The 23,553-nt window shown below is 46.6% G+C and carries 20 protein-coding genes; 3 read left to right on the forward strand and 17 right to left on the reverse strand.

Annotation, left to right across the window (positions count from 1 at the left end; all coding sequences use genetic code 11):
* Positions 1–442: 442 nt before the first annotated feature.
* From QFZ78_RS16230 to QFZ78_RS16245, 4 genes are all read right to left on the reverse strand, one after another.
* Entirely contained in the window at positions 443–1,807 is a 1,365-nt protein-coding gene (locus QFZ78_RS16230) for an extracellular solute-binding protein (RefSeq protein WP_307549054.1), read from the reverse strand.
* A 336-nt stretch (positions 1,808–2,143) separates the two neighbouring features.
* Complete coding sequence (locus tag QFZ78_RS16235; protein ID WP_307549056.1) at positions 2,144–3,013, reverse strand: carbohydrate ABC transporter permease; 870 nt, start codon at positions 3,011–3,013, stop codon at positions 2,144–2,146.
* A gap of 28 nt (positions 3,014–3,041) precedes the next feature.
* On the reverse strand, positions 3,042–3,998 hold the full coding sequence (locus QFZ78_RS16240; protein ID WP_307549058.1) for an ABC transporter permease: 957 nt from the start codon (positions 3,996–3,998) through the stop codon (positions 3,042–3,044).
* A gap of 121 nt (positions 3,999–4,119) precedes the next feature.
* Positions 4,120–5,319: a glucuronate isomerase gene (locus QFZ78_RS16245; RefSeq protein WP_307549060.1), complete on the reverse strand. Its 1,200-nt coding sequence runs from the start codon at positions 5,317–5,319 to the stop codon at positions 4,120–4,122.
* 577 nt (positions 5,320–5,896) lie between these two features.
* Between QFZ78_RS16245 and QFZ78_RS16250 the strand changes: the two genes are divergently transcribed.
* Positions 5,897–6,361, forward strand: coding sequence for a DUF559 domain-containing protein (locus QFZ78_RS16250; RefSeq protein ID WP_307549062.1), 465 nt, complete (start codon positions 5,897–5,899; stop codon positions 6,359–6,361).
* 378 nt (positions 6,362–6,739) lie between these two features.
* Here the strand turns inward: QFZ78_RS16250 and QFZ78_RS16255 are convergent, their stop codons facing one another.
* The 8 genes from QFZ78_RS16255 to QFZ78_RS16290 are packed head-to-tail and all read right to left on the reverse strand — an operon-like array spanning position 6,740 to position 15,122.
* Positions 6,740–7,771, reverse strand: coding sequence for a zinc-dependent alcohol dehydrogenase (locus QFZ78_RS16255; RefSeq protein ID WP_307549064.1), 1,032 nt, complete (start codon positions 7,769–7,771; stop codon positions 6,740–6,742).
* A 43-nt stretch (positions 7,772–7,814) separates the two neighbouring features.
* Positions 7,815–8,807 carry a hydroxyacid dehydrogenase gene (locus tag QFZ78_RS16260; RefSeq protein ID WP_307549066.1) on the reverse strand — a complete coding sequence of 331 codons (993 nt, stop codon included), beginning with the start codon at positions 8,805–8,807 and terminating at the stop codon, positions 7,815–7,817.
* 32 nt (positions 8,808–8,839) lie between these two features.
* Positions 8,840–9,868: a Gfo/Idh/MocA family protein gene (locus tag QFZ78_RS16265; RefSeq protein WP_307549068.1), complete on the reverse strand. Its 1,029-nt coding sequence runs from the start codon at positions 9,866–9,868 to the stop codon at positions 8,840–8,842.
* 24 nt (positions 9,869–9,892) lie between these two features.
* Positions 9,893–11,428, reverse strand: coding sequence for a type 2 periplasmic-binding domain-containing protein (locus QFZ78_RS16270; RefSeq protein WP_307549071.1), 1,536 nt, complete (start codon positions 11,426–11,428; stop codon positions 9,893–9,895).
* 29 nt (positions 11,429–11,457) lie between these two features.
* Complete coding sequence (locus QFZ78_RS16275; RefSeq protein ID WP_307549073.1) at positions 11,458–12,339, reverse strand: carbohydrate ABC transporter permease; 882 nt, start codon at positions 12,337–12,339, stop codon at positions 11,458–11,460.
* Positions 12,340–12,372: 33 nt separating this feature from the next.
* Positions 12,373–13,338: an ABC transporter permease gene (locus QFZ78_RS16280; protein WP_307549074.1), complete on the reverse strand. Its 966-nt coding sequence runs from the start codon at positions 13,336–13,338 to the stop codon at positions 12,373–12,375.
* 17 nt (positions 13,339–13,355) lie between these two features.
* Complete coding sequence (locus QFZ78_RS16285; protein WP_307549075.1) at positions 13,356–14,153, reverse strand: sugar phosphate isomerase/epimerase family protein; 798 nt, start codon at positions 14,151–14,153, stop codon at positions 13,356–13,358.
* Between the two features lie 30 nt (positions 14,154–14,183).
* Positions 14,184–15,122 (reverse strand): sugar phosphate isomerase/epimerase family protein, encoded by a 939-nt coding sequence (locus QFZ78_RS16290; protein ID WP_307549077.1) that lies wholly within the window; start codon positions 15,120–15,122, stop codon positions 14,184–14,186.
* Positions 15,123–15,365: 243 nt separating this feature from the next.
* Here QFZ78_RS16290 and QFZ78_RS16295 point away from each other — a divergent pair, with 243 nt between their 5' ends.
* The gene (locus tag QFZ78_RS16295; RefSeq protein ID WP_307549080.1) at positions 15,366–16,571 is read left to right on the forward strand and encodes an ROK family protein; all 1,206 of its coding nucleotides are present in this window, start codon (positions 15,366–15,368) and stop codon (positions 16,569–16,571) included.
* A gap of 101 nt (positions 16,572–16,672) precedes the next feature.
* Positions 16,673–16,933 (forward strand): stage V sporulation protein S, encoded by a 261-nt coding sequence (locus QFZ78_RS16300; RefSeq protein ID WP_307549081.1) that lies wholly within the window; start codon positions 16,673–16,675, stop codon positions 16,931–16,933.
* Between the two features lie 155 nt (positions 16,934–17,088).
* Here QFZ78_RS16300 and QFZ78_RS16305 read toward each other — a convergent pair whose 3' ends face one another.
* The 5 genes from QFZ78_RS16305 to QFZ78_RS16325 form a co-directional block, all read right to left on the reverse strand.
* Positions 17,089–18,051: a bile acid:sodium symporter family protein gene (locus QFZ78_RS16305; RefSeq protein WP_307549083.1), complete on the reverse strand. Its 963-nt coding sequence runs from the start codon at positions 18,049–18,051 to the stop codon at positions 17,089–17,091.
* Positions 18,052–18,136: 85 nt separating this feature from the next.
* On the reverse strand, positions 18,137–19,129 hold the full coding sequence (locus QFZ78_RS16310; RefSeq protein ID WP_307549084.1) for an aldo/keto reductase: 993 nt from the start codon (positions 19,127–19,129) through the stop codon (positions 18,137–18,139).
* Positions 19,130–19,141: 12 nt separating this feature from the next.
* On the reverse strand, positions 19,142–20,947 hold the full coding sequence (locus QFZ78_RS16315) for a glycoside hydrolase family 36 protein (RefSeq protein WP_307549085.1): 1,806 nt from the start codon (positions 20,945–20,947) through the stop codon (positions 19,142–19,144).
* On the reverse strand, positions 20,944–21,318 hold the full coding sequence (locus tag QFZ78_RS16320; RefSeq protein ID WP_307549086.1) for a cupin domain-containing protein: 375 nt from the start codon (positions 21,316–21,318) through the stop codon (positions 20,944–20,946). Before QFZ78_RS16320 ends, QFZ78_RS16315 begins: the two co-directional genes overlap by 4 nt.
* Positions 21,319–21,322: 4 nt before the next feature.
* Complete coding sequence (locus QFZ78_RS16325; protein ID WP_307549088.1) at positions 21,323–23,533, reverse strand: alpha-galactosidase; 2,211 nt, start codon at positions 23,531–23,533, stop codon at positions 21,323–21,325.
* Between the last annotated feature and the right edge of the window lie 20 nt (positions 23,534–23,553).

Consider the following 23,553-nt stretch of genomic DNA (forward strand, 5'->3'; position numbering starts at 1 on the left):
CCATTCAAAGTGCAAGCGGTTTCACTACTCTATATGTATCATAACGAAAAGTTATCGTTTCCTGTATGTATAAATTTAAGACGCTATGTCATTTTATACGATTAAACACAGCTGTTTTCTGAACATCAAATACAGATAAAGAGCTGGTAAAATCCATGGATGAGTGATTCGGACATATAAACGGAGGATCGGGGGAACGAGGATTCGCTATTTCGGTGATTATGCCTATGCAGGACCGATACGCGGAACGTGAGTGCGCTATTTTGACGTTTTTACCAGTTTTTACACCTCGAAAATGGGAAATAGCGGATCCTCGTTCCGCGAAAACGTGAAATACCCGGTTTGAGCAAAATAGAGCATCTTGTGATCGGGCTTGGCTCATCAGCAACTCCACCAAAAAAATAAAAAACTGCCCGCTCACGGGACAGTTTCTATCGACTTGCTATTCCTGTTTCTTACCCAAAAAAAGCACGCCTTTTTTATTGTTGTAACGGTCCGTCGCTTCTTTAATGATCTCATTGCCGCCTTTGGTTTTATACTCTTCAATGACCTTTGGCCAGTCGGAAATCGGTTCCTTGCCGTAAATCATTTTAATCATATGATCCATAATAATCTTCGGCGCAGCATCCGAACCTGGTGAAGCGGCATCTGGGTACTTGGCATCGGCCTCCAGATTAGGCGAAAAGCCAATACCTGATAAACCTTCTTTTGCTAAAATATTATCGAATGCATTCAAAATATAAGGTCCGTTAGGATCTGTTTGCATTTTCAGACGGTTAACCGTACTTTCATGGGAGGAGTGCAGTGTACCACGGTGATCCTGCTCCTCTTGTTCTTCTTTGTTGGTCGGTTCCTTATACTTCACTTTACCGTCAACTACCGTATACGTATCGCCTTCGATACCGTAAGTAAAGAACTTGAATGCTTCCTCTGACGTCATCCAGTCGAAATATTTAACGATTTCAGCGGCTGTTTCAGGCTTCACATTTTTGCTGATGTAATGAGCGCCAATCACTGGCTGGTACATCAGATAACCGCCTTTGCCATCCGGTCCCTTCGGCGAAGTGATAATATCAATCTTGGCATCTTTCACCGCATTCGGAATGTTCGTCCGGAAATCATTCAAGCTGACTAAGTTGGAGGACCAGATACCAACATCGCCGGAGCGGATATTTTTCAACCAATCGGTCGAAGTTGTCGTCGCGAACTCTTTGGCCATCAAACCTTCATCAAACATGATCATGATCACATTAAGCGCTTTTGTCATATTTTCCACATCAAAAAACTTCGGAACAACTTGACCATTTACAACCTCAAATTGTTCTTTATAAGGCAGCACATCGAATGCTCCTAGAACGGTGTCGGCATATTTCAGGTTCTCGCGAGCCCCATATGGATATTTAACGCCCATTGCCTTAAACTTCCGGAGTACGTTCAAGAATTCATCGATCGTTTTAGGTGGCTGTAATCCTGCCTTTTCAAGCAGATCGGTACGAATAAACGTAGCACGTCTGGAAGGATTCTCTAACCAGTTGGGGATCCCATAAATCTTCCCATTATAGGATACGGCGTCCCACGCTTCCTTTGGTACTGTTTTCATCAAATTAGGGGCATTTTGTTTCAGCAAGTCATCCAGTGGCAAGAACATCCCTGCTTCTACGGAACCTGACATCGCTTTATCTGTTGCTGTGCCCAAGCTGCCTACCACATCCGGAATGTCACTACTCGCGAACAAAACGCCCATTTTGTTTACTTCCGTTACTCTAAGCGTAAGATCGGTATTCGTCAGCTCCTCCAGTTTCTTCACCCATTTGTCATTGTTAATGTCATGTCAACTCGAGTGTGGTATCCAGTGTTAGTCGTGGTCGGATATGAAATAGAAAACTTGGTCGCTGCCTTTTTTGCCGCTGTTGTGACTGATGACGGCGTTGCTTGTTCCTGATCGGTTTTTCCCGTTGAACAGCCCGCTAAAGTACCGATAGACAATACAGCGACGAGCGCGACACTTGTAACTTTTTTCAAAAGAACCCCTTCTTTCCAAAAGTTATGAATGGTCCTTCCATTCAAAGCATACACAGGATACTGAAATTAGAAGATTGGTAAATTTACGATATACGGTTGTTTTTTGTGATTTACGAGATCATCAGGATTTCACTGATCCTACCATCATCCCTTGGATAAAGTGCTTTTGCAGGAACGGATATACACAAAGGATGGGGATCGTAGCCACGACAATGACCGCCATCTTAATCCCTTCCGGTGATAGTAATAGCATTAATTCCGAAGAAACGTCCGATTGCCCCATTTGATCTGTAAATACAATTTCTCTTAGCCGCACTTGAAGCGGAATCCAGTTTCGATGATCGATATAAAACACGGCCTCGGCATAACGGTTCCAATGACCCACCGCATACATGATGCCCATCGTAGCCATCGCAGGTTTAGATAGAGGCAGTACAATATTCCACAATATCCGAAACTCTCCGCATCCGTCAATTCTTGCCGAATCCAGCAGCTCCGTCGGTAGGTTCAGGAAGAATGAACGCATAACGAATAAATTAAAAGCGCTAATCGCCATAGGAAGCATTAAAGCCCAAAGCGTATTAAGAAGTCCTAACTGTTTCACCAACAAATAGTTTGGAATTAACGGTGCGCTGAAAATAAGGGTAAACAGCACCATCACCAGTATGGATTTACGGAACAAATATTCAGGTCTAGATAAAGGATAAGCTAGCGTTGTTGTCATAAATAGGTTGATCAAGGTTCCAAAAACCGTAATAATGACACTATTTCGAAACCCAATCCATATCGTCGGGTCCTGCAAAATAAGTTTATAGCTTCCCAGTGTGAAGCCAACTGGCCACAACGATACTTTCCCTGCATTAATGGCAGCGTTATTACTTAATGACTGCGCAATAATGTGAATGAGGGGAAGCACCATGCTCAATCCGATGATACCTAACAAAATGATATTGAATACATTAAAAATTTTATGGCCTCTTGTCATAATCATAGCAATTCACCTCCGTTCTCCTTCCGTATCAGTACAAACCTTCCCCGGTCATCTTTTTACTAAACGTGTTACTGATCATGATTAACATTAGACCCACAACCGACTTGAACAACCCGATGGCAGTCGTGTAGCTATATTGCCTATCAACGAGACCTGCCCGGTACACAAACGTATCAATAATCTCCCCATTCTCATTGTTAAGCGGGTTAAGAAATACAAAGACGCGTTCGAAACCGAAATCGAGAAAATTACCAATTTGAAGAAGGAATAGAATAACAATCGTTGGTAGAATACTCGGAATCGTGATGGAAAACACTTGACGAATCCGGCTGGCTCCATCAATTTGTGCTGCTTCATACAAATCGGGATTGATGCCAGCAATGGCGGCCAAATAGATGATGGTCCCCCAACCGCTATCCTTCCACACCCCGGAACCAATTAGAATGGGCCGAATGTATGTATTTTCCCCTAAGAAATAAATGGGCTCGACACCAAATAAAGCTAGCAAATGATTGACGATCCCCGTGGATGGCGATAATACCCCTACGACAACTCCGCCTACGATGACCCATGATAGGAAATGCGGCATATAGACTACGGTTTGAACAATCCGCTTATACATCATCACTCGCACTTCATTGATGAGAAGAGCCAGAATGATCGGAACCGGGAACGCGAAGCACATATCGTAAATACCGATTAATATCGTATTTTTCAAAATCTGAAGGAAATCTGTATACGCGAACATTCGTTGGAAATTTTCTAAACCCACCCATTTACTTCCTTTAATTCCTTTGAAAATGTTGTAGTTTTGAAACGCGATGATGGAACCGAATAACGGGATATATTTAAAAAGTAAGAAATAAATAATTCCCGGTAATGAGATCACATAAATCGGCCAATGTTTTCGCACAAAAGCCCATTTCTGACTCTGCGATGAGAAATCGTAAACCGTTCGATCGGATGGCTGTATTTTACTGGCCATGGTTTCCTCCCCTTCTTGTATGCTGCTTCAATTTGTCTTCTTCATCTTACTTGGGTTGTCTGGAGGTAGCGATGGTGAAACTTATAGCGCTTTGTGTTTTTTTACGATTGGTAAAACAGAATCAATGAGCGATACCATAGCGCTTTGCTGCACTTCCGTACAGCCAATTCTCCGCTACAAACAAGGCCGTGTCCTGATCAATCCAGCCAGCTTCAATTTGACCCCATAGGAAATCGCTCACAATCCGTTTGACAAGCAAAATCTTGCCGTAGCTCCACTCCATACAGCGGGCATCGGATACGATGAGAGAGCTTTTGATTGCCGGAAGCGCTTCTAACCGGTACTGCATACTATCTCGGTACGTGCTCGTCCGAAAGTTAAACCACCAATGTCCGCCCACATGAACATTCGGAAAATTCCATGCTGCTTGCACAATATCCAGATTGTTAAGCTCCGAGGCCACCACAAGTTCGAAGGTACAGGCATAGGCTTCAAACAAAGCAGATAGCTTCAAGATACGGGCCGGGTCATTGACCGGGGTGGCTGTTCCACACCAGGAACGTTCCACACCGAGAAACAATTGAATGAGAAGTCCCCTCTGCTCAGCTGCAGCACCTAATTCGTGCAGAAGCATCATTAAAATCTCATCCTTCGTGCTGCCTTGCCCGATCACAACCTTGCGGTTCGCTCTGGCTTCATAGCTTGGCAATGTCGTCATGATGCCCACGTAACCGGCTTCCTTGTAGGTGTCGAGTAGTTGCGTAAGCTTCTCACGCGCTTGAGCGAATGCTGCAGCCGGGTCATGCGACAGCTCAACTTCTTTGACCCACCCGCCTAATTTCCCGTCGATTCGCGGGATCAGTATAGCATTCTCTCGCATGCCTTGGAACTCAGCATGCTCGGGTATATTTACAACGAATCTGCTAACGTTCATTCGATCCGCTACTTCTTGCGCCCACGTAACGTTTTGCGCAGACTGTTTGACAGCAGCGTCTGCTTCCAATACGGAGGCAGCGTCGCTTATAACAATGCCGTATAGATTTTTGAAAATTTGCGTCAACACCACATTCATCATCGTGTTTCTTGATCCATGGTAAGCTTCCAAAAAGGCAGCGATTCGTATGTCCTCCGGGAGCTCCATGGCATTCGCCGGATAGCCCGCAGCCTGCAGCTCGCGAAACAACCAGAAATAATGCGCAATCTCCCAGAAGTCGCTAGCACAAAGACGATCCCCCACAAGGTGGGTGTGCGTATCCAAAACAGGCAGCTGCATGATACGTTCCTCAAACGCATCCTTACCGTGATTCAACTCCATATTCATCCCTTATCCTCCTCTATAGCAACTATGTCCTGATGGTACAATGGTTACTCTATCTGTTCCATGGGATAACTTCCGCTGGGTTGTGATTTTTTATGATGGCTTCCGGTCGAGAGATAAACAAAAAAACCTAGCCTGCGACTAGGTCCGATAAGATTACTGGTTATAGTCTTTAGTTCGCGGGTAGGGACTATGCAGTAAAAACACCACTTTAAAGACGGTCCGTAAATCTTTCATCCCCCACCATCTTGCCACTGAGTCATTTATTCGTGTAAAATAACCGTAATAGGATCACAGGTCGTGAAGCACACAGACCGCTCTCTCCAACAGGAGAGAGCGGTCTGTTCTTTAGGCGTTATGATCAATAGGGGGCATTGATATGTTATTCGACGCATGCTATGAGAAATTTATGCAATTGCAGTTACAAACGAGATCAGGCGAATCTCTAAGGCGTCTTCAGGAGGGCCACGGTCATGCTGAGAAGTAGTTCCTCGAGCAGGTTTGGTGGCCGTCTGTCGGTCGATTTGATTTTCTTCATGCCGAATATCAGATTTCGGACTTTAAGGATGGTGATCGATATTTGGACTTCGCTTATATTCGCGGGAATCACTTGGTCTGTATAGAAATTGATGGCTACAAGGCGCACCATAAGGATATTAATCGATGGCAGTTTGCAGACCAGTTAACTCGTCAAAACCGTCTCATTCTGGATGGGTGGAAGGTGCTCCGCTTCGCCTATGATGAAATGAAAGAAAAGCCACGTCGATGTCAGCAATTGATCCTCCAAATGATGGGCAGCTGGTTTGGCGAGGAGTATTTGGGTCCAGCGTTAACACTGGAAGAAAAAGAAATTCTGAGAATCGCCGGACAAACGGGTGAACCCCTCCTGCCAAAAACCATCTCCCAGCGTCTGCACATTAGCAGAAACCATGCCGTTAAACTTCTGCGCAAGCTTGCTCAGATGGAGCTATTACAACCTACTTCCGGTACTATACGTATTCGCTCTTACAAGCTATCTGGCACACACCGAGCCCTCTACGGATAGTGTTTTATCTATGAATGAATAAGCAAGCTAATCTCGCTTATCCATTCTAATTCATTGGCACCTCGTGAGATAAGACCACAGCACATGCTTATTATCTGCACAACGTTACATTCTAGGGCCCATTAGCAAACAATAAACAAACCTAGCTTGCTTATGCAATCATATCAGGGGCTATTAAGACAAATAAGCAACTTCAATTGCCTTACTAACTTAATGAACTCCGTAAATGGGGCCCAAAGAGGATTTTGCATGCATGGTATACGAGTTCCCTCCCCAAACCGAGATGCTTTGCTTACCCAAAACACGAAACATATAAATTCTTATTCTTCAAAAAATAAACCGCCCTAAGGAGGTTTCCTTATGGCGGTTTGTCTTGTACTATTTGACTTCGCAGTCAATCATGACGTGAATGGTATCACCTTTATGTTCATTCCTCAATTGGAATGCCCGGACGACTTCCGCGAGGGGAACGACGTGAGTAATCATTTCCTCGGTGTTAACTAATCCGTCAAGGACCAGCCTCAGCCCTTCATCGAAGTAGCGTCGATTGTCGATGTCCCGCTTAGGTTCCGTAGAAAGGATATCTAACCGTTTTTTATGAACCTTGAAGAAATCAACCGGCCTGTGACAGGTGCCGATGCAGCCGTACATGACAATACGTCCGTTCTGCGCTGCTGCGTTAATAGCGTCTATCATCCCCGCTCCCTCCAGAAGACAAGGAATGACCACGTCAAAGCCATCTGGGAAGTCTGCTCCAACGATATCCATGGTATCCGCATGTTCATGAGGGATTTTATACGTATGGGTGGCGCCATATTTGCGTGCTAGCGCCAGTTTTTCGTCAAACAGATCCGTTACGACCAAATTTCTCGGGCTAAACATATTGATCACTTGAGTCATCACTAGACCACTGACGCCCTGCCCAGTGATCAGTACGTTCTTATTAGGGGAAATGTCCCCGAGTTCTGCTGCATGGATGATGCCCGGAAGCACTTCAATCAGCGAACCCTCGATTAACGGCAGGTCTTTGGGCAGAACCTTAAGAGAAAACGGGGTGCAGCATACATATTCGGCAAACGCGCCCCAAACATACCGCAAAGCCACATGATCGCCTTCCTTGACACCAATCACATTAGGGCCGATCTTATCAATAATCCCTGCAACTTCATGTCCCAGCCTGGTAGGGTACGAAATAAATTCTGGCTCGCGCGCACCACGAAATACCTCAACGTCACTTCCACAAATACCGACCCACTTGACCTTGACACGTACTTCGCCTTCCTTGGGTTCCGGAATCAAAGCTCGTCTAACACTAATCTCTCCGATAGCGTCCATAACCGCACACATCTGCGTTCCGGGACCATCATAATCTACCAATTCCATAGGAGGAACGGACATTTTTCTAACCATTCTGAGTATTTCTCCTTCCGATATAAAAGGACTCTGCGACCTGTTAGGCCATAACTTCCCACATTTTCTCGTTTACTTCATACGTCGTCTTTTCTTCCCGCTGGCTTCTGATGATATCTTCGACCACTTCCTCCATCAGCGCAAGATGGCCTTGTACCGAGGCTCCGGCAATATGGGGAGATAGAAGTACATTCGGCAGCGACCGAATAGTATGATCCACAGCAAGAGGCTCCTTCTCAAACACATCAAGTGCAGCAAAGAATCTTCCGCTTTGAAGCCCTTCCATAAATGCCTGCTCATCTACCACAGGGCCTCTGGAAGAGTTAATGAAGACCGCACCATCCGGAATAAGTGCCAACAATTCACGGGTTAGCATTCTTTCGGTAGCGGGAAGCTTTGGTGCGTGCACCGAAATGATAGGGCAGCCCATTACTTCCTCTAGTGTGGCCCTCTTAGCATTCAACCGGGCTGCTGCTTCATCCGTCAAATAGGGGTCGTAAATGATAACATTGACTTGAAACGGAGAAAGCAGCTTGATAAAAGCGCGAGCCGTAGAGCTGGCTGAAATGATGCCGACCGTGCTGCCGGTAAGCTCCCTTCCCTTCAAACCAGCAATCTTCCATTTCCCTTCCCTCATCGTGGAATCGAAAGCAGGCAAATACCGCAGAGAGGCAAGCAGCGCCGCCAAGCAATATTCCCCTACACTTAGCGCGATCCTTGGAGCTGCAGAGAATACTTTAACTCCTCGAGAGAAAATCTGCTTCGGAACAAGGTTCTTCACCGTTCCGGCCGCATGGCCAATGGCTCTAAGCTTGACGGCCTTCTCTAGCATGTCGTCGGTCAGACTGGGGGAGCCCCAACTGGAAATGATCACTTCCGCATCCGCAACCAGCACTGAAAGCTCATCCTGTGTATAGTCGCGTCCTGTCTCATTCCACACCGGCTCGAAATGTTCATTTATTTTCGCACGGCAGGCCTCCGAACATACTTCGTCCAAACGAGATTGCGGTGAAAGCACCAAGGTTTTTAACTTCATTACAAAAGTCCTCCTTCGTTTTCCCTCAAGGATTAAAGCTGAACAACCTGACCGGTCCGCATCGATTCAAAGCAACCATCGATGACCCTCATCACCTGGATGATTTCCCGGCCTGAAGCCAGAGGTTGACGTCCCTCTCGTATGGCGTCGGTAAATTCCTCAAGCTGCCATGTGAAATTAGAGAAAGTGGTTTCACAGGTTTCCAGCTTCTCTCCATTCAAACTAAGCTCATATTCGTCTTTCAGATGCAGCAAGCCGTTCGACCCGATTAAATATCGGTCGTAAATGCTGTTCTGCGTAGACCATATACGCTTTCCTGTAAGACCAACTTCATCCGTCGGGCGGCAGCCCGCATTGAACGACATCCACACATTCGCCATCCGGCCTTCCCCAAAATTCATGGAAATGGCGACTTCATCTTCCCCCGTCCAATTCGGGTTGTTGGAATGTCCCTGCGCATAGACCGACTGGGGGGCTCTGCCGTAAGCCCACTGAATATAGTCAAGAATATGGCTTCCCCAAAGCGGAATAATAAATCCGCCGATTTTAGATTCGTCCTTCCACCAATCTGCTGCCGGCTTATCCATATGCGCCAGAAGCAATGCGTTGATATTGATCAAATTGCCGATAGCATTCTCTCTCACCTGACGGATCGATTCCATTACCGGTTTATAAAAACGGCGGCTTTGCCCGATCATTAAGGTGACGTTATTTGCTTCCGCAGCCTCTGCCATCTCCTCTGCTTCCTGCACATTCATCGCCATAGGCTTTTCAACCAGCACATGCTTGCCGGCATGAAGCGCCTTAATCGAATATTCCGCGTGAATATCATGCGGCAGAAGCAGCAGGAAAGCGTCGATATCCGGATCATTAACCGCGTCATCATAGGAAGTATAGGTTTTCACCCCTTCCCACTTTTCGGCTTCCTGCTGCAGTTTACTTTCATCACGAGATATAAGGGCAACCAATTCAATTTGTTCAGCCAGCTCCCGTACTGCCGGAAGATGGGACTTCGATACGCGTCCCAATCCGACAACGGCCAATCGCAATTTTTGCAGCATGGACTCTCGACTCCTTTTCTCTATTTACTTACCGTTCTTTCTGTCCTGATAGGCTTGGTTGAACTCGTCGGTCATCTTCATGTAATTGGCATCGGCTTTGAACGTTTTGACCATAGTATCCCATGATTCGATCGGTTCTTTACCCATGATCACTTTAACTTTCATATCGTCCATCTTCTTCTTATAGTCCGGTCCCATTTTCAAATCGACGTCGGACAACAGACCGATCGATACATCTGCTACCCCATAATTTGCTCGATCGTCAATAATTTTCTTGTTACGCTCGAAGGTTGCTTTTGGCATACCTACGCGGTAGGCCCACAGGTATGGATCGAATCTTTCGAAGATTTTGCCGAATGAGCTTTGCGATACACTGTCTTTGACTGCTTGCTCAGTAGCCGTTTTGAAGCCGTCTACCACCTTGAAGTGGATATCCTTAAGACCGTAGCAGGCCAATTCAAAGCCTTCCTCGGATGCGCCGTAATCCATCAAAGCCAGGATTTTCTTCATTTTGGCTTCAGGGACTTTTTTCGGGATCACGTATAGCCCGCCAAATCCGGAACCGGTATGAACCATTTTACCTGCCGGGCTTTCAAGATACGTCATAGCCACAAAATCGGCTTTCGGATCCAGCTTTTGTGCACCTTCCGTAGAACGGAAAACACCTTCCGTGGTATCCATTTGGACACCGACTTTGCCCGCTTTCGCCATGTTTTCAAAGTCGGTTGTTTTCATAGCAATGAAATCTTCAGGCATTATTTTATCCTTGTACATCTTGTTTAGATAAATAAGTCCGTCTCTTGTTCCCTGTTCCAGATCGGTGTCAACCAGCTTTCCGCCCGCTTCTTTCCATTTACCGTTACTTTTATTGAAAATATCGATCACTTTTTCCCAGTTCTTGCCGTTATAACCATACGTGTCAGCCTTGCCGTTCTTGTCGGGATCTTTCTCAACAAATGCTTTTAATGCCGTATGGAACTCATCCATGGTATGCGGCATCTTCAGCCCTACATTATCCAGCCAATCTTGGCGGATATTGAAGAAGCTGCTTCCATGGAGCGGACGTACCGACGGCAGGATGTATTGTTTGCCATTCACTTTGACACTGTCCATAATTTCTTTCGGATAAGCCGATAAATTTTTATAATCCTTCAGATAAGGCGTCAAATCCCAAAACGCACCTTGCTTAATCATGTTGATCGCCTGCGTTTGTTTCATGTCCTTGATCTTCATCAAATCAGGCATATCGCCCGAAGCCAACATAACGTTTTGCTTCTCTTCCCATGCGTTTGGAGATGCCCAAGTAATATTCAACTTGGTATTCGTGCGCTTCTCGAATTCCTTCGTAACCGGATTATCAGCTGCCGGAGGTTCCGGTGTGCTAAACTCCGTGAAAATGCTGATTTCCGTTGGTTTACCGCCGTCAGCAGTACTAGCTGTTCCTGTTGTTGAAACTGGCGCAGCACCGCCGGAACAAGCCGACAGGACCGATGCTACCATGATGAATGCTAACGATGTTGGCGCTGATTTACATGTAATAAACCCCTTCTTTTCTTTCATATTAACCCTCCTCATTCATTTTAAAAAGATTATCCTTTCACCGAGCCCAGCATGACACCTTTGGCAAAATGCTTTTGCAGGAACGGATAAACACACAGGATTGGAAGCGTCGCTATGACGACAGCAGCCATTTTTAAAGTTTCGGTAGGGATATTTTGTTCTGCCATCATTTCCGCTGCAGCTGATCCCCCCGCTTGAGTCGACGAGTCGATCAACATATTGCGCAGCACGAGCTGAAGCGGCCACTTGGCATGATCATTGATGTATAATACCGCACTAAAGAATGTGTTCCAGTAAGCCACTGCGTAAAATAATCCGAAAGCGGCAAGTGCGGGAAGTGACAGTGGAAGGACGATCCGAAAGAAAACTCCGATATCCGTTGATCCGTCGATGATAGCGGATTCCTCCAACTCAACCGGAATGCTGTCGAAGAAGCTTTTCATCAAGATGACGTACCACCCGCTGGTCAGCACCGGTAAAATCAATGACCAGATGCTGTTAATCAATCCCAAATCGCGAACCAGCAAGTAAGGCGGGATCAACCCCGGACTGAACAAAAGTGTGATAAGAATCAATAGCATGATTAGTCTTCTACCCTGCAACCGCTTACGGGATAAACCATATGCGAGTGCAGCTGTTATCACCAGGCTGAGTGCGGTTCCGACAGTAGCTAGAAAACCACTGATCATCGATGCGCTTTGAAAAGCCGACGTAGACAACAAATATTTGTAAGAATCCAATGTCCATTTTTCTGGAAATAAGATATATCCTTGCTTCTGGATGTACTCTGCCGGATCCGTAAATGAAACGACAAACACATAATAAAGCGGAAAAAGTGTAATGATCGCTATAATGCCAAGCACAATGATATTCGCCGTATCAAATATGTGGTCTCCTATGCTTCGTTTCATTATTCTCACCCCGTTTCTGAAATTTAGCGGTGATTAATACACGCCTTCTTCGCCAAAACGTTTTGCCAGCTTATTGGCTGCAATAACAAGAATGAATCCGACCACGGATTTGAATAAACCGACGGCGGTACTAAAACTGAATTGTCCCTGCTGAATACCCAGACGATAAACGTAAGTTTCAAATACATCCGCGACATTGGACACTGCGCCGTTCATCATCAAAAATACTTGTTCAAATCCAACGTCCATAATGTGGCCGAGCCTCAATATGAACAAAACGACAATGACACTGCGGATTGCTGGCAGCGTTACGTGCCAGGCTTGCCGTATACGGTTGGCTCCATCCATTTTTGCCGCTTCATACTGCTGAGGATCCACGCCTGCGATAGCGGCAAGAAAAATGATCGTTCCCCATCCGGCTTCCTTCCAGACGTTCTGGACGGTAAGCATTATCCAGAAATTATTTTGGTTCGTTAAAAAGTCATATTTGGCAGCCCCTAAACTGACTAGCATCTTATTGACAATCCCCGACGACTGCGACAACAACAAGAAGGTAATCCCTGCGATAATAACCCACGAAAGAAAGTGCGGCATATACACGATCGATTGGATCCACTTTTTGTAGATTGCATTGCGCAGTTCGTTCAATAAAAGTGACAGTAAGATCGGCAGCGGGAAAAAGAACACCAGGCTCAGCAAGCTGATAGCCATCGTATTTCGAAACAGCAGGTAGAAGTCTTGGTTTGAAAAAAAGCGGATAAAATGGTCAAAGCCAACCCACTGACTTCCCGTTACACCTAAGTATGGTGAGTAATCTTGGAAAGCGATGACGACTCCCCACATTGGAACATATTTGAATATCAGAAAAAACAACACGCCAGGAGCAATCAACAAATAAAGAAATTTGTCTCGTCTAAGTCCGTGCATCACATGCTTCCATCTGCTTTGCGGTGCGGTTTTTGCGAGACTGCCCACATACAACTCACTCTGAGCTGCCATGGTACTGCACCTCCTTTTTACTTAAAAAGCGATTTCGCATAAGCAAGATCTTCGGCAATGTAGCGGTCTTTATTGTCCAAATCCGTGTACTCTGCAGTCAAACAAACAATACCGGCATAATTCCGTTCTTTCACATAGTTAGCAATCCGTGGCCAGTGGGCCATTCCGTGCCGACCGGTCGTAAAATGACGCTTCCACTCGGCTATTTCGGCTTCGGGTCCGTTTCCTCGAATAAAAAAACCGTTCTTCAAATTCACCATAGCAAGGTGGGACCAAACGATGTCCAATCCATATTCGGGCTGCTGTCCCGCGAATGCATCGTGCGCCGCATCCCAGACTACGCCGACATGGCCCGGGCTGAGGTTATCCATCAACCGCATAATGCCATTGGAATCGATGATAAATTTTCCATAATGCTGCTGGACGCCAACCTTCACGCCATACTTCTGGCAAAGCGGAACAAGCTCTTCCAACTTCCGCTTGGTCCGTTCTTCCGTGGCCTTATAGCCGTCCTGATCAATGTTGACCATGATCCGGATAAGCGGTACTCCAGCCTCCGCACATGCTGCGAAAATCGATTCATCTGTTGAAGCGGCAACGCTGTATATGTTGACCCCTTGTTCACCGAGCTGCTTAGCGAATTCCGGCAGCTTTTTCCCGACGGTTTCAGGCTCAACCTGAAACCCGGCACGCACGGGAAGCTCGATGCCGTCAAAGCCGATACCGCTTACAAAGCGGGCCAGCTCGAGAGCCGATTTATCTTTCCAATGCTTAACAAAGAGTGAAAAAGAAAATGGCTTCTCCGAATTTTCCACAGTAGCGTTACACTCCCTCAGTCGAACTTTTTATACGTTGACATTAGATTTGGTGATACTTAACAATTGCTGCACATCCTTGTAACATTGCTGCGCCAATACGGTATGTACAGGAAGATCGGAGCCAGGCTTGCTAACACTTTCAACAGTAAGGTAGCCGCTGTACCCGATTTGCTCCAGCCCCCGGAACACTTCGTACCAGTCGATGCCGCCTTGATTAATAAGCCGGTGACAAAAATATTGTTCTTCCTGTTTGCCCTGTTTAGGTATGACCCTGTGATATCGACCGATATGCGGCACATAATCACTATATTCGAAGGCCCAAGGATACTGGTTTCCTTTCAATGCCACAATGTCTTTGATATGAACATTAAAGAGGTATGGCTTTAAGCGTTTAATGGTTTCTATCCCATAATCAGTCGGTACCTGATACAAGTTGACCGGATCCATGATCAGCCCTACATTACTTCGCCCTACCGCTTCAACAAAAGCGATTGACGAATCCGCAGTATCACATAGTGTTCCATGGTGCATTTCAATAACCGCTCGGATATTACGTTTGCTTGCGGCATCGGCACAGAGTTGAAACCACTTCACAGCTTTCGCAAAATCATCCTTGGAAACCTCATCGGAATGCTGGAATCCTGGATTCAATCTCATCATGCCGCATCCGATCGTTGATGCAAAATGGAGATAACGCTCCCATTTCAGAGCCTCAGCATTATTTTCCTCCTCTGTATTACAGGCGAAATTCCCTACAAACAGAGACAGATTAATAGGTGTTAGACGATAGCCTTCAAGCAACTCTTTAATTTGCTCCGCCCGCTCTTGCGGAATATGACCGTCTTTCAACTCACCAACACCACGAATCTCAACACCTTCATAACCAATCGCAGCCGCATCTTTCAAAAAGTGCTCGATCGTAGAATCATCATACATATTACCGCCTAAGACGATCATCGCTTTCATCCTTTCTCCTCCGTAACAGCGCTTTCATTAATATGAGGATATCATAATTGAAAATCAATACTTACGTCAAGATTTAAATTAAGTATTTATTTTAAATGAAATTTATAGTGAATAATGTCTCTATCAATTAAAAATATATTGAACTTTGTTCTGTTTTTTATTAAAGTGAGCACATTACCATTATAACTATAGGTTCAGGTATAATCGATTTAATTACACAATGATATAGCGACGGTGAAGTTCATGATAATTCCTAACAAAAGTGATCAAAAGGGCAGCAAAACCAGTATCATTCAAGCCTTGCGCATGCACGGATCCATGCCTCGGATTAAATTGACCAAAGTTACGGAACTGAGCAGGGCTACCATCTCTTCAACGATTTCCGAGCTCATGGATTGGAATCTTGTAAAAGAAACGGAAAAAGCCCCCTCCACTGGGGGCCGTCCAGCTATTTCTCTAGAGCTTGTGCCGGGATCCCATGGCATTATGGGTGCTGATTTGGATAATCAAGTATGGACGCTAGGCGTCTTTGACTTACTTGGCAATGTGCTGCATCTTACGAAAATACCCGTCAGCTCTTCCCAACCCGAGACAGCAATCCAGGAGTTAACTGATCAAACCTCAAAGTTTGTTAAGGAATTGGACATAGAGGTCATCAAATTGTTCGGTCTGGGGGTACCCGGTCTTGTCGATACGAGACGAGGTATTATTAGGAGCGCATCAGATTTGGGCTGGTCTAACGTGGACATCGAGGAAATGGTAAGCAAAAAGCTTGGTTGGCCCACCGTGGCCATAAATAGGCATCGCGCCCGCGGGCTTGCCGAATGCCGATTCGGTTCAGGAAGTGGCTACAAGCATATGATTTATGTTGGGGTCGGCTCTGGCATCGCTGCCGGAATCTTTAATGATCGGCAGTTGGTGTCCGGTTCGTTCGGCGGAGCTGGTGAGCTCGGGCATATTACGGTTGAACCTGACGGACCCGTATGTCCTTGTGGGAATAACGGTTGTCTGCACCTCTATTCTACGGCTTCAGCAATCGAACAGGAAGCTCGCAGACAGCTTCGCTCCGGACAAGAGGAAAGTTTACTTAACGGTGTAGTACAAGGAAACGACCTTCAACTTCTCCAGGCAAGGGATGTCTGCTTGGCCGCAGATCAGGGCGATGAATTAGCGATACGCGTTATTAATCATGCCGCCACTTATCTCGGCATTGCTTTGGCTAATCTGGTCAATTTGCTGAATCCCGAGGCAATCATTCTTGGAGGATCCATCCCCAGCATGTGCAGCACCTATGTACAAACTGCCACTAAAGTTATGAAGCAGCGGTCCATGATGGCCCTTTCTGCCGGAATAGCGGTAGACACCGCCGTATTGCCCGAAATTGGCGGTGCACTCGGTGCAATCAATTTTGCACTAGACCGGCATCTTTCTTTTACAATGATTCAGTAAATAAACTTTGAAGTCTGGCAGTTTTGATTTCATGTATGATGAACAATCCCTCGGAATATGATTAATACTGTATCATTCATCATTCCCAGGGAGGTCCTATAATGGAAGTGCTAAAAGTCGCAGCAAAATCCAATCCTAATTCTGTTGCAGGTGCGCTTGCAGGCGTATTACGTGAACATGGAAAAGCAGAACTCCAGGCGATTGGTGCAGGAGCTTTAAACCAAGCAGTAAAAGCAGTAGCCATTGCACGAGGATTTGTAGCTCCGAGCGGTGTTGATTTGATTTGCATACCCGCTTTTACCGATATAATCATTGAGGGGGAGGAACGTACAGCGATTAAATTAATCGTAGAACCAAGGTAAAGTTAAGAGATGAATAATCATAACCCCCTGTCCAAATAATTTTGGATAGGGGCTTTTCAATACGGAAGGTAAAAAGGAGCCTGCCACCGTATTTCAGTGGCAACTCCTTTTCGTTTTTGTGGATTTCTATATCTCTTTAAGTGAAGCCTCATTTTTTAGGCTGCTTTGGCTGTATGACCATTCAAACCATACCTTTTAGCCAGACGCTGCCCGTATAAAGCCGCTAGGATTTGTTGAAACAGCATACCCGCGACAACCGGAAGCGCAACAGGCGGTGGAAAAAAGCTGATAGCGAGCACTGCACCCGCACTCAAGTTTCGCATCCCCGAATTGAAGGTGAGGGCAATTGTGACTTCACGGTCCCATCTCATCATCCGGGACACAAGCCATCCTGCCAAATAACCGATGGTTGCACATGCGAAAGAAACAGCAATGATTTTCACCAACTGACCGTTCATATCTTTCAAATAGGGAGCTATCACCGATGAATTAATCGCGACAACCACAAAAAGTCCTATTTTTGAAAAAGGCGCCAACCGCGGCCCCCAGGTTGTTTTAATTCTGCCTTTCGTCCATTGATTAAGCAGCATGCCAATCAGAGAAGGGATCACAACCATTAAGAATAACCCACTCATAATATCCCATGGATCCATATGCACCTTAGCTCCAACGATGAGTGAGAGGCTAAGCGGCACAATCAATGGAGATAGGAGCGTGTCCAGTAGAATGAGCGCCAAAGTGAGCGCTATATTCCCACCGTATATGGTAACCCACACCAAGCTGACAACTCCCGTAGGAATAACAAACAGGAGCACAAATCCAGTCTGTGTCAAATCATCACCCGGGAAAAATATCGAACCGGCCCCCCATCCCAGTATTGGCATCGCAAGATGCAGAATGATAAAGTTGGCTATAATCGGCAGCGGATGCATCATCACCCTACGTAGATCCTTAAAATTAGATCCAATGCTTCCGGCAAACGTCATTACAGCAAATATCCATGGCACTAGAAAGCTAAGTTGATGCAGCCAAGCTGAGCAAATTAACCCAACAATAACAGCAGATGGCGTTATAAAAGGCATCGCTTTTTCGAGTATTTTATTCAATCGGATTAACATAGACAACCCTCTTCTGCCTTTAGTAATGAGGCTTTCCTATCGCTCCGTATACTTCGCTTCCCAGTAAAGCAATCCCTGCAATACTTCAACTACCAAGAATTAGATCAATAAGATCCAATTCTTCCTGAGTGAAATTAGGCTGCTTCAAGGCTGCCACATTATCGTCAAGCTGACTCACTTTACTTGCCCCAATTAATGCGGAGGTAACATATCCCTTGCGAAGAACCCAGACTAAAGCCATTTGGGCAAGGCTTTGCCCACGCTCATTAGCAAGTTTATTCAGAAGTCGCGACTTTGCGATCTTTTCCTCGGTGATATCCTCAGGCCTTAGGAACACACTGCCACCTGCCGCACGGGAATCCGCCGGAATGTTTTCCAAATAACGATCCGTCAGTAGTCCCCTGGCTAGAGGGCTATAAGCGATTGACCCCACGCCTTCTCTTGCCAAAATGTCTTGTAAGCCCTGCTCCAACCGTCTTTCAAACATCGAATAATGGACTTGATGAATGATGAATGGCGTGCCGAGACCTTTCAATATAGCTGCTGCTTGCTCCGTTTGCTCCGCATTATAGTTGGATACCCCCACATACAGCGCTTTTCCTTGCCGTACAGCCTGATCCAAGGCGCTCATTGTTTCTTCCAGGGGCGTCTCAGCATCAAAACGGTGCGAATAATAAATATCGACATAGTCCATGCCAAGTCGTTTCAAGCTCTGGTCAAGGCTCGCGAGCATGCTTTTGCGGGAGCCCCGCTCCCCATAAGGACCGTCCCACATGCGATAGCCTGCTTTGGTTGCAATGATCAGCTCGTCACGGTACGGATGAAGATCCTTCTTCAGAATTTGTCCGAACGTTTCCTCCGCAGAGCCTGCCGATGGACCATAGTTATTCGCAAGATCGAAATGGGTAATTCCCAAATCAAATGCATGGCGCGCTAGGGCCCTGCTGTTCTCGAATACATCAACGCTTCCGAAATTATGCCATAATCCAAAAGAAATCGGAGGCAGCTTAAGGCCGCTCTTTCCGCTTCGATGATACGGCATTTCTGCATATCTTCCTTCATTAGCTAAATAGTTCATCGATGATCCCTCCTAGTGTACGTGCGATGATTTGTGGTTCTGCAAAATAGAGATAGCTGCGATGCCCGAGGGCGGAATCGCAAGCTTATGAATGCCTGACGTCAGCATGGTAGACAGCTCCTCTACAATGTCTCCGCAGCAATTTTTAATAATCACTTTCGCTGCCCCAACTTCACCAGTAACCTCTACATAGAGTCCGTCCTGTCTTCTGCCGTTCACCACGATCCACTGGGAAACTAGCGTTGATGCATCTATAGGCACAATTTGCTCATGATAAGCGACAATAATCCCTCTATCCTCTTTAACAGCACGGACTAGCGGATACAATAGTTCCGGATTCATAGGCTCAATCGGGCCGTCCAACAGAAGATCACGGTTCTCCTTCCAGAAGGATAGCCAGTATTCGAGCATCCTCAACTGATTAGAAGGCAGCTTATCCAAGAGGACCGATACTTGAGGCACCGAAAACAGACAATTAATGATCTGTAAGGCTGCGCTTTCCACGGGTTCCTCCGGATGCCACATGATCATATCCGCATGAGCAGCCGTATCTCCGCAAATCAGCCTGATATCCAACGTACGCACTCGGTTCTGGATGCTGTCGTTCGGACAATCGGCTGCACGGAACATATTGCCGTATTTGCGCATGGCAGGACCGATATACATCTGGCGGAATTCAATCATGATATTGGGATTCAATTCTCTCAATCTGCCGATAGAGTCTGTCAATAGACGGTCAACGGCTTCCGGTATGGACTCATAATCTTTGCCGGGGGTGGTTGAGGGAAGCTGAAGTTCAGGCGAATAGAACGTATCAATGAAATCAAGCTTGAAGCCGTCCAAGCCCCATTCTTTCACTGCATCTTCATATTTATTTATGATATACTCTCGGACATCAGGGTATCTCGGATCGAGCACCGCTGCCCCATGATTTTCATTAAATCGCAGAATCTTATCTTTGAATCGATCCCACACCTTACTGTATTTACCGATAAAAGGTACCGAGTACCAGAGGATAAATTTCATACCTAACTCATGAACCGCATCAACATGCCGCTTCATATCGGGGAACTTACCCTCATAAGTCTCCCAATCGCCACAGTAAGCATACCCCCTGCGATTATCTTCCGTCTGCCAGCCATCGTCCACAATGACAGCTTCCATCCCCAACTTCTTGGCCAAACGGCACTGCTCTTCGATATGGGTGTCTGTTACATTCTGATGCATACTGTACCAGGTCGAATACATCGGTTCCTTGGCAGCCGCAGGAACGAACGCCGGACGATATTCCGGCATGGCGCTCCACCACTTTTGAACGCCCTGAAGGCTTTCATAATAAGGAATATCTCTCGTATCTACGAGAAGCTTGGCTTCATAAGAAGTGAAAGGCGACGTCGTTTCTGTAAACAATTGAACGCGGCAATGGAAATCAGCCGTTTCCTCGCTGATGCCTCCCGAGTAGTGCACCGTGTTAAGTGCATCCGAGTAAGCAAATGTCAGTCTATTGCGACCCACGCTATTAAACAAGGCGTAAACCGGAGCCGACGCAGCCGCGTTGGAACGTAATGTGCGCATCCAGTCGGCCTTGAAGCTCTTATTCCGGTCCTGGGCAGGATGCCAGCTGCCCTGAATATCACAAGCAGGATGCGACCAACCGAGCGTAAAGACGGGAGGCATCAGCGCCTCCACCGCTTCCAATCGCAGCGTGATGAGATCGATGCCCTCCTGCATTTTTTCCGTAAACAACGTGACGGTAAACCCATGATCCTCACCCGATAAAGTAAATGCATGGGTATCCGTGCTTATGATTTTGTTCATACTGCGTCCTCCTGCTGTTGATTCTTATGACGATTCGGGCCTGCATGGCACCACACGGTGACAATCGGGTCGTCCTCACTCGAATTGAGGTGATGATCCTCACCTGGTTCAACAATCACGATATCCCCGGTTGTCACCGGAATATGCTCCCCGTTTATTTCCATCGTTCCAGTTCCCTGCAAAATAATGAAGGCTTCACAATCTCCGTGGACATGATAATCCCTTCCATCCGGTCCGTCGTTTGTATGACTGCGCTCTCCCCGTTTCGCGAAAGATAGACCGCCTGAAGATAAATAAGTACCTGGTAGAACATCCTGCAAAATATGGCTGTTCCTCTTATCCTGCAAATCGCTCAAACGCAGCTTTCTCATCTTGTCATTCCTCCATTTTCAAGCGGTAAAGGCGGCTTCTGAAATCGCCTTTCCAGATCGGTAATTTAAGCCCCACATGCATGAGCTCATCACCGCCAAAGATTTCCATACCTTCGTCCTGATCTTCCGCATCATGGAGTAAGTAATTGCTCTCTGCCGCTAACCCCTTTAATCGCAGCTTCCTTAGCGGTGCATTCGGCTCAGACAGTACTTGAAAAAAAGCAACCAACGCTTCCTTCTTATCCTCGGAAACAAACATCCAAGCAGCGCTAACGTGTTCAAAAGGGCTGATCAAACGGTAAAATTCGCCGAATTGGATCAGCGGCCGCAATTGTTTATAAAGCGCAACTTGCTTCTTCACGGTTTCCTTTTCCGCTTCCGTAAATGCGGTCAAATCCAGCTCATAGCCGAAGTTACCTGACATCGCCACATTCCCCCGCATATCGAGCGGTGTCGTACGATGCACTTGATGGTTAGGGACTGCGGAAACATGAGCGCCCATCGTGCTAATTGGATAAACGATACTCGTGCCATATTGAATTTTCAGCCGTTCTACCGCATCCGTATTATCGCTCGTCCACGTCTGCGGCATATAGTAGAGCATCCCAGGATCGAACCGACCGCCACCTCCGGAGCAGCTTTCGAACAACACGCTCGGGAATGAGGAGGTTATCCGCTCCATGACTTCATACAGCCCAAGCATATAACGATGAGCCGTCTCGCGCTGCCGCTCTGGCGGAAGCTGGGCGGAACCGATTTCCGTCATATTGCGGTTCATATCCCATTTGACATAGGTAATTGGACTGCTCGCAAGAATATCGGTGATTACCGTTACGATGTAGTCTCTTACATCTTGGCGCGAATAATCGAGAATCAGCTGCTGCCTCGCTTCTGTTCTTCGCCGACCTGGCACGTGCAGGCACCAGTCGGGATGAGACCGATACAGGTCGCTATCCGGGGACACCATTTCAGGCTCGAACCATAGACCAAACTCCAGCTCTTGCTTCATCACTCGGCTTACCAAATCCGGCATGCCTTGTGGCAGCTTGTTACGATCAACAAACCAATCTCCGAGCGAGCTTTTATCGTTGTCACGCTTACCAAACCAACCGTCGTCCAGCACTAGAAGCTCTAATCCGAGCTCCTTGCCGACTCGCGCAAGCTCTTCAATTTTATCCGCGTTGAAATTAAAATAAGTGGCTTCCCAGTTGTTGATGAGAATTGGCCTGTGACGATCGCGGAATTGTCCACGGCATAACCGTGTGCGATACAGCTTGTGATACGTGCGCGACATCCCGCCGATTCCTTCCGCGGAATAGACGAGAACTGCCTCCGGCGTTTGAAAGGTTTGCCCAGGCTCCAAGAGCCAAGAAAAATCAAACGAGTTGATGCCCATCACTACACGGGTCGTTCCGTAAGGATCCACTTCGGCTTGAGCAACAAAGCTGCCGCTGTAGACAAGACTGAATCCGTAAGCTTCTCCTTGGTCTTCATCCGCCTGCTTGGAAAGCAGGGCCATAAAGGGGTTGAGCGAGTGGCTGCTGGAACCCCGTCGGCTTTCAATGACAGACCCGCCTGTTAGAATGGGGCGTCTTTCGATATGACGCTCACGCGCCCATGTGCCTGATAAATGAAGCATATCAAAATCGCTGTGGGATAGATCGATACCGAAGCTCAATGCTCGAAGCAGCTTGATCGACTGATTACCCACATTTATGAATCGAACAGACCGGGTTATCGCATCCAAATCGCGAAAAACAGTATACGTGAGAATGGCTTTCAAACCAATCATCGCGTCGACCAGCACGATATCGATACTCTCTGCTTCGCTGTCATCCTCCGTATAGGTGGAAGGCAATCCCTCTAACGGTGTTTTTCCCGCATAAATCCGGTGAGACTCATAGATGAATTCGCTAACCGTCGTTCCGTCTTCCAACTGAACCTGATAGGCCGGAACGCGAAAATCACTGCCTCCGTATGCCGGAAATTCCTGCGGCAAGGTGTCCAACGACAGCGTTAGATCATTCGGGTCCGTGGATGGCGAGAATGAGCAGCGACGTCTTATAGCGAGCAATCCTCCCGGATTGGTTCCACGTACCTGGCGTCCCCAATGAACGTGAGCCAAATATTTGGATTTGATTAGCTGCATGATGTAACTCGATGACTTCCCTTGAAGATGGAAAGTTTGCGAATTCGAATCGTACACAATTCCCATAATTCCGCTTCTCCTTTTGT

The organism is Paenibacillus sp. V4I5, from assembly GCF_030817255.1.
GTDB lineage: Bacteria > Bacillota > Bacilli > Paenibacillales > NBRC-103111 > Paenibacillus_E.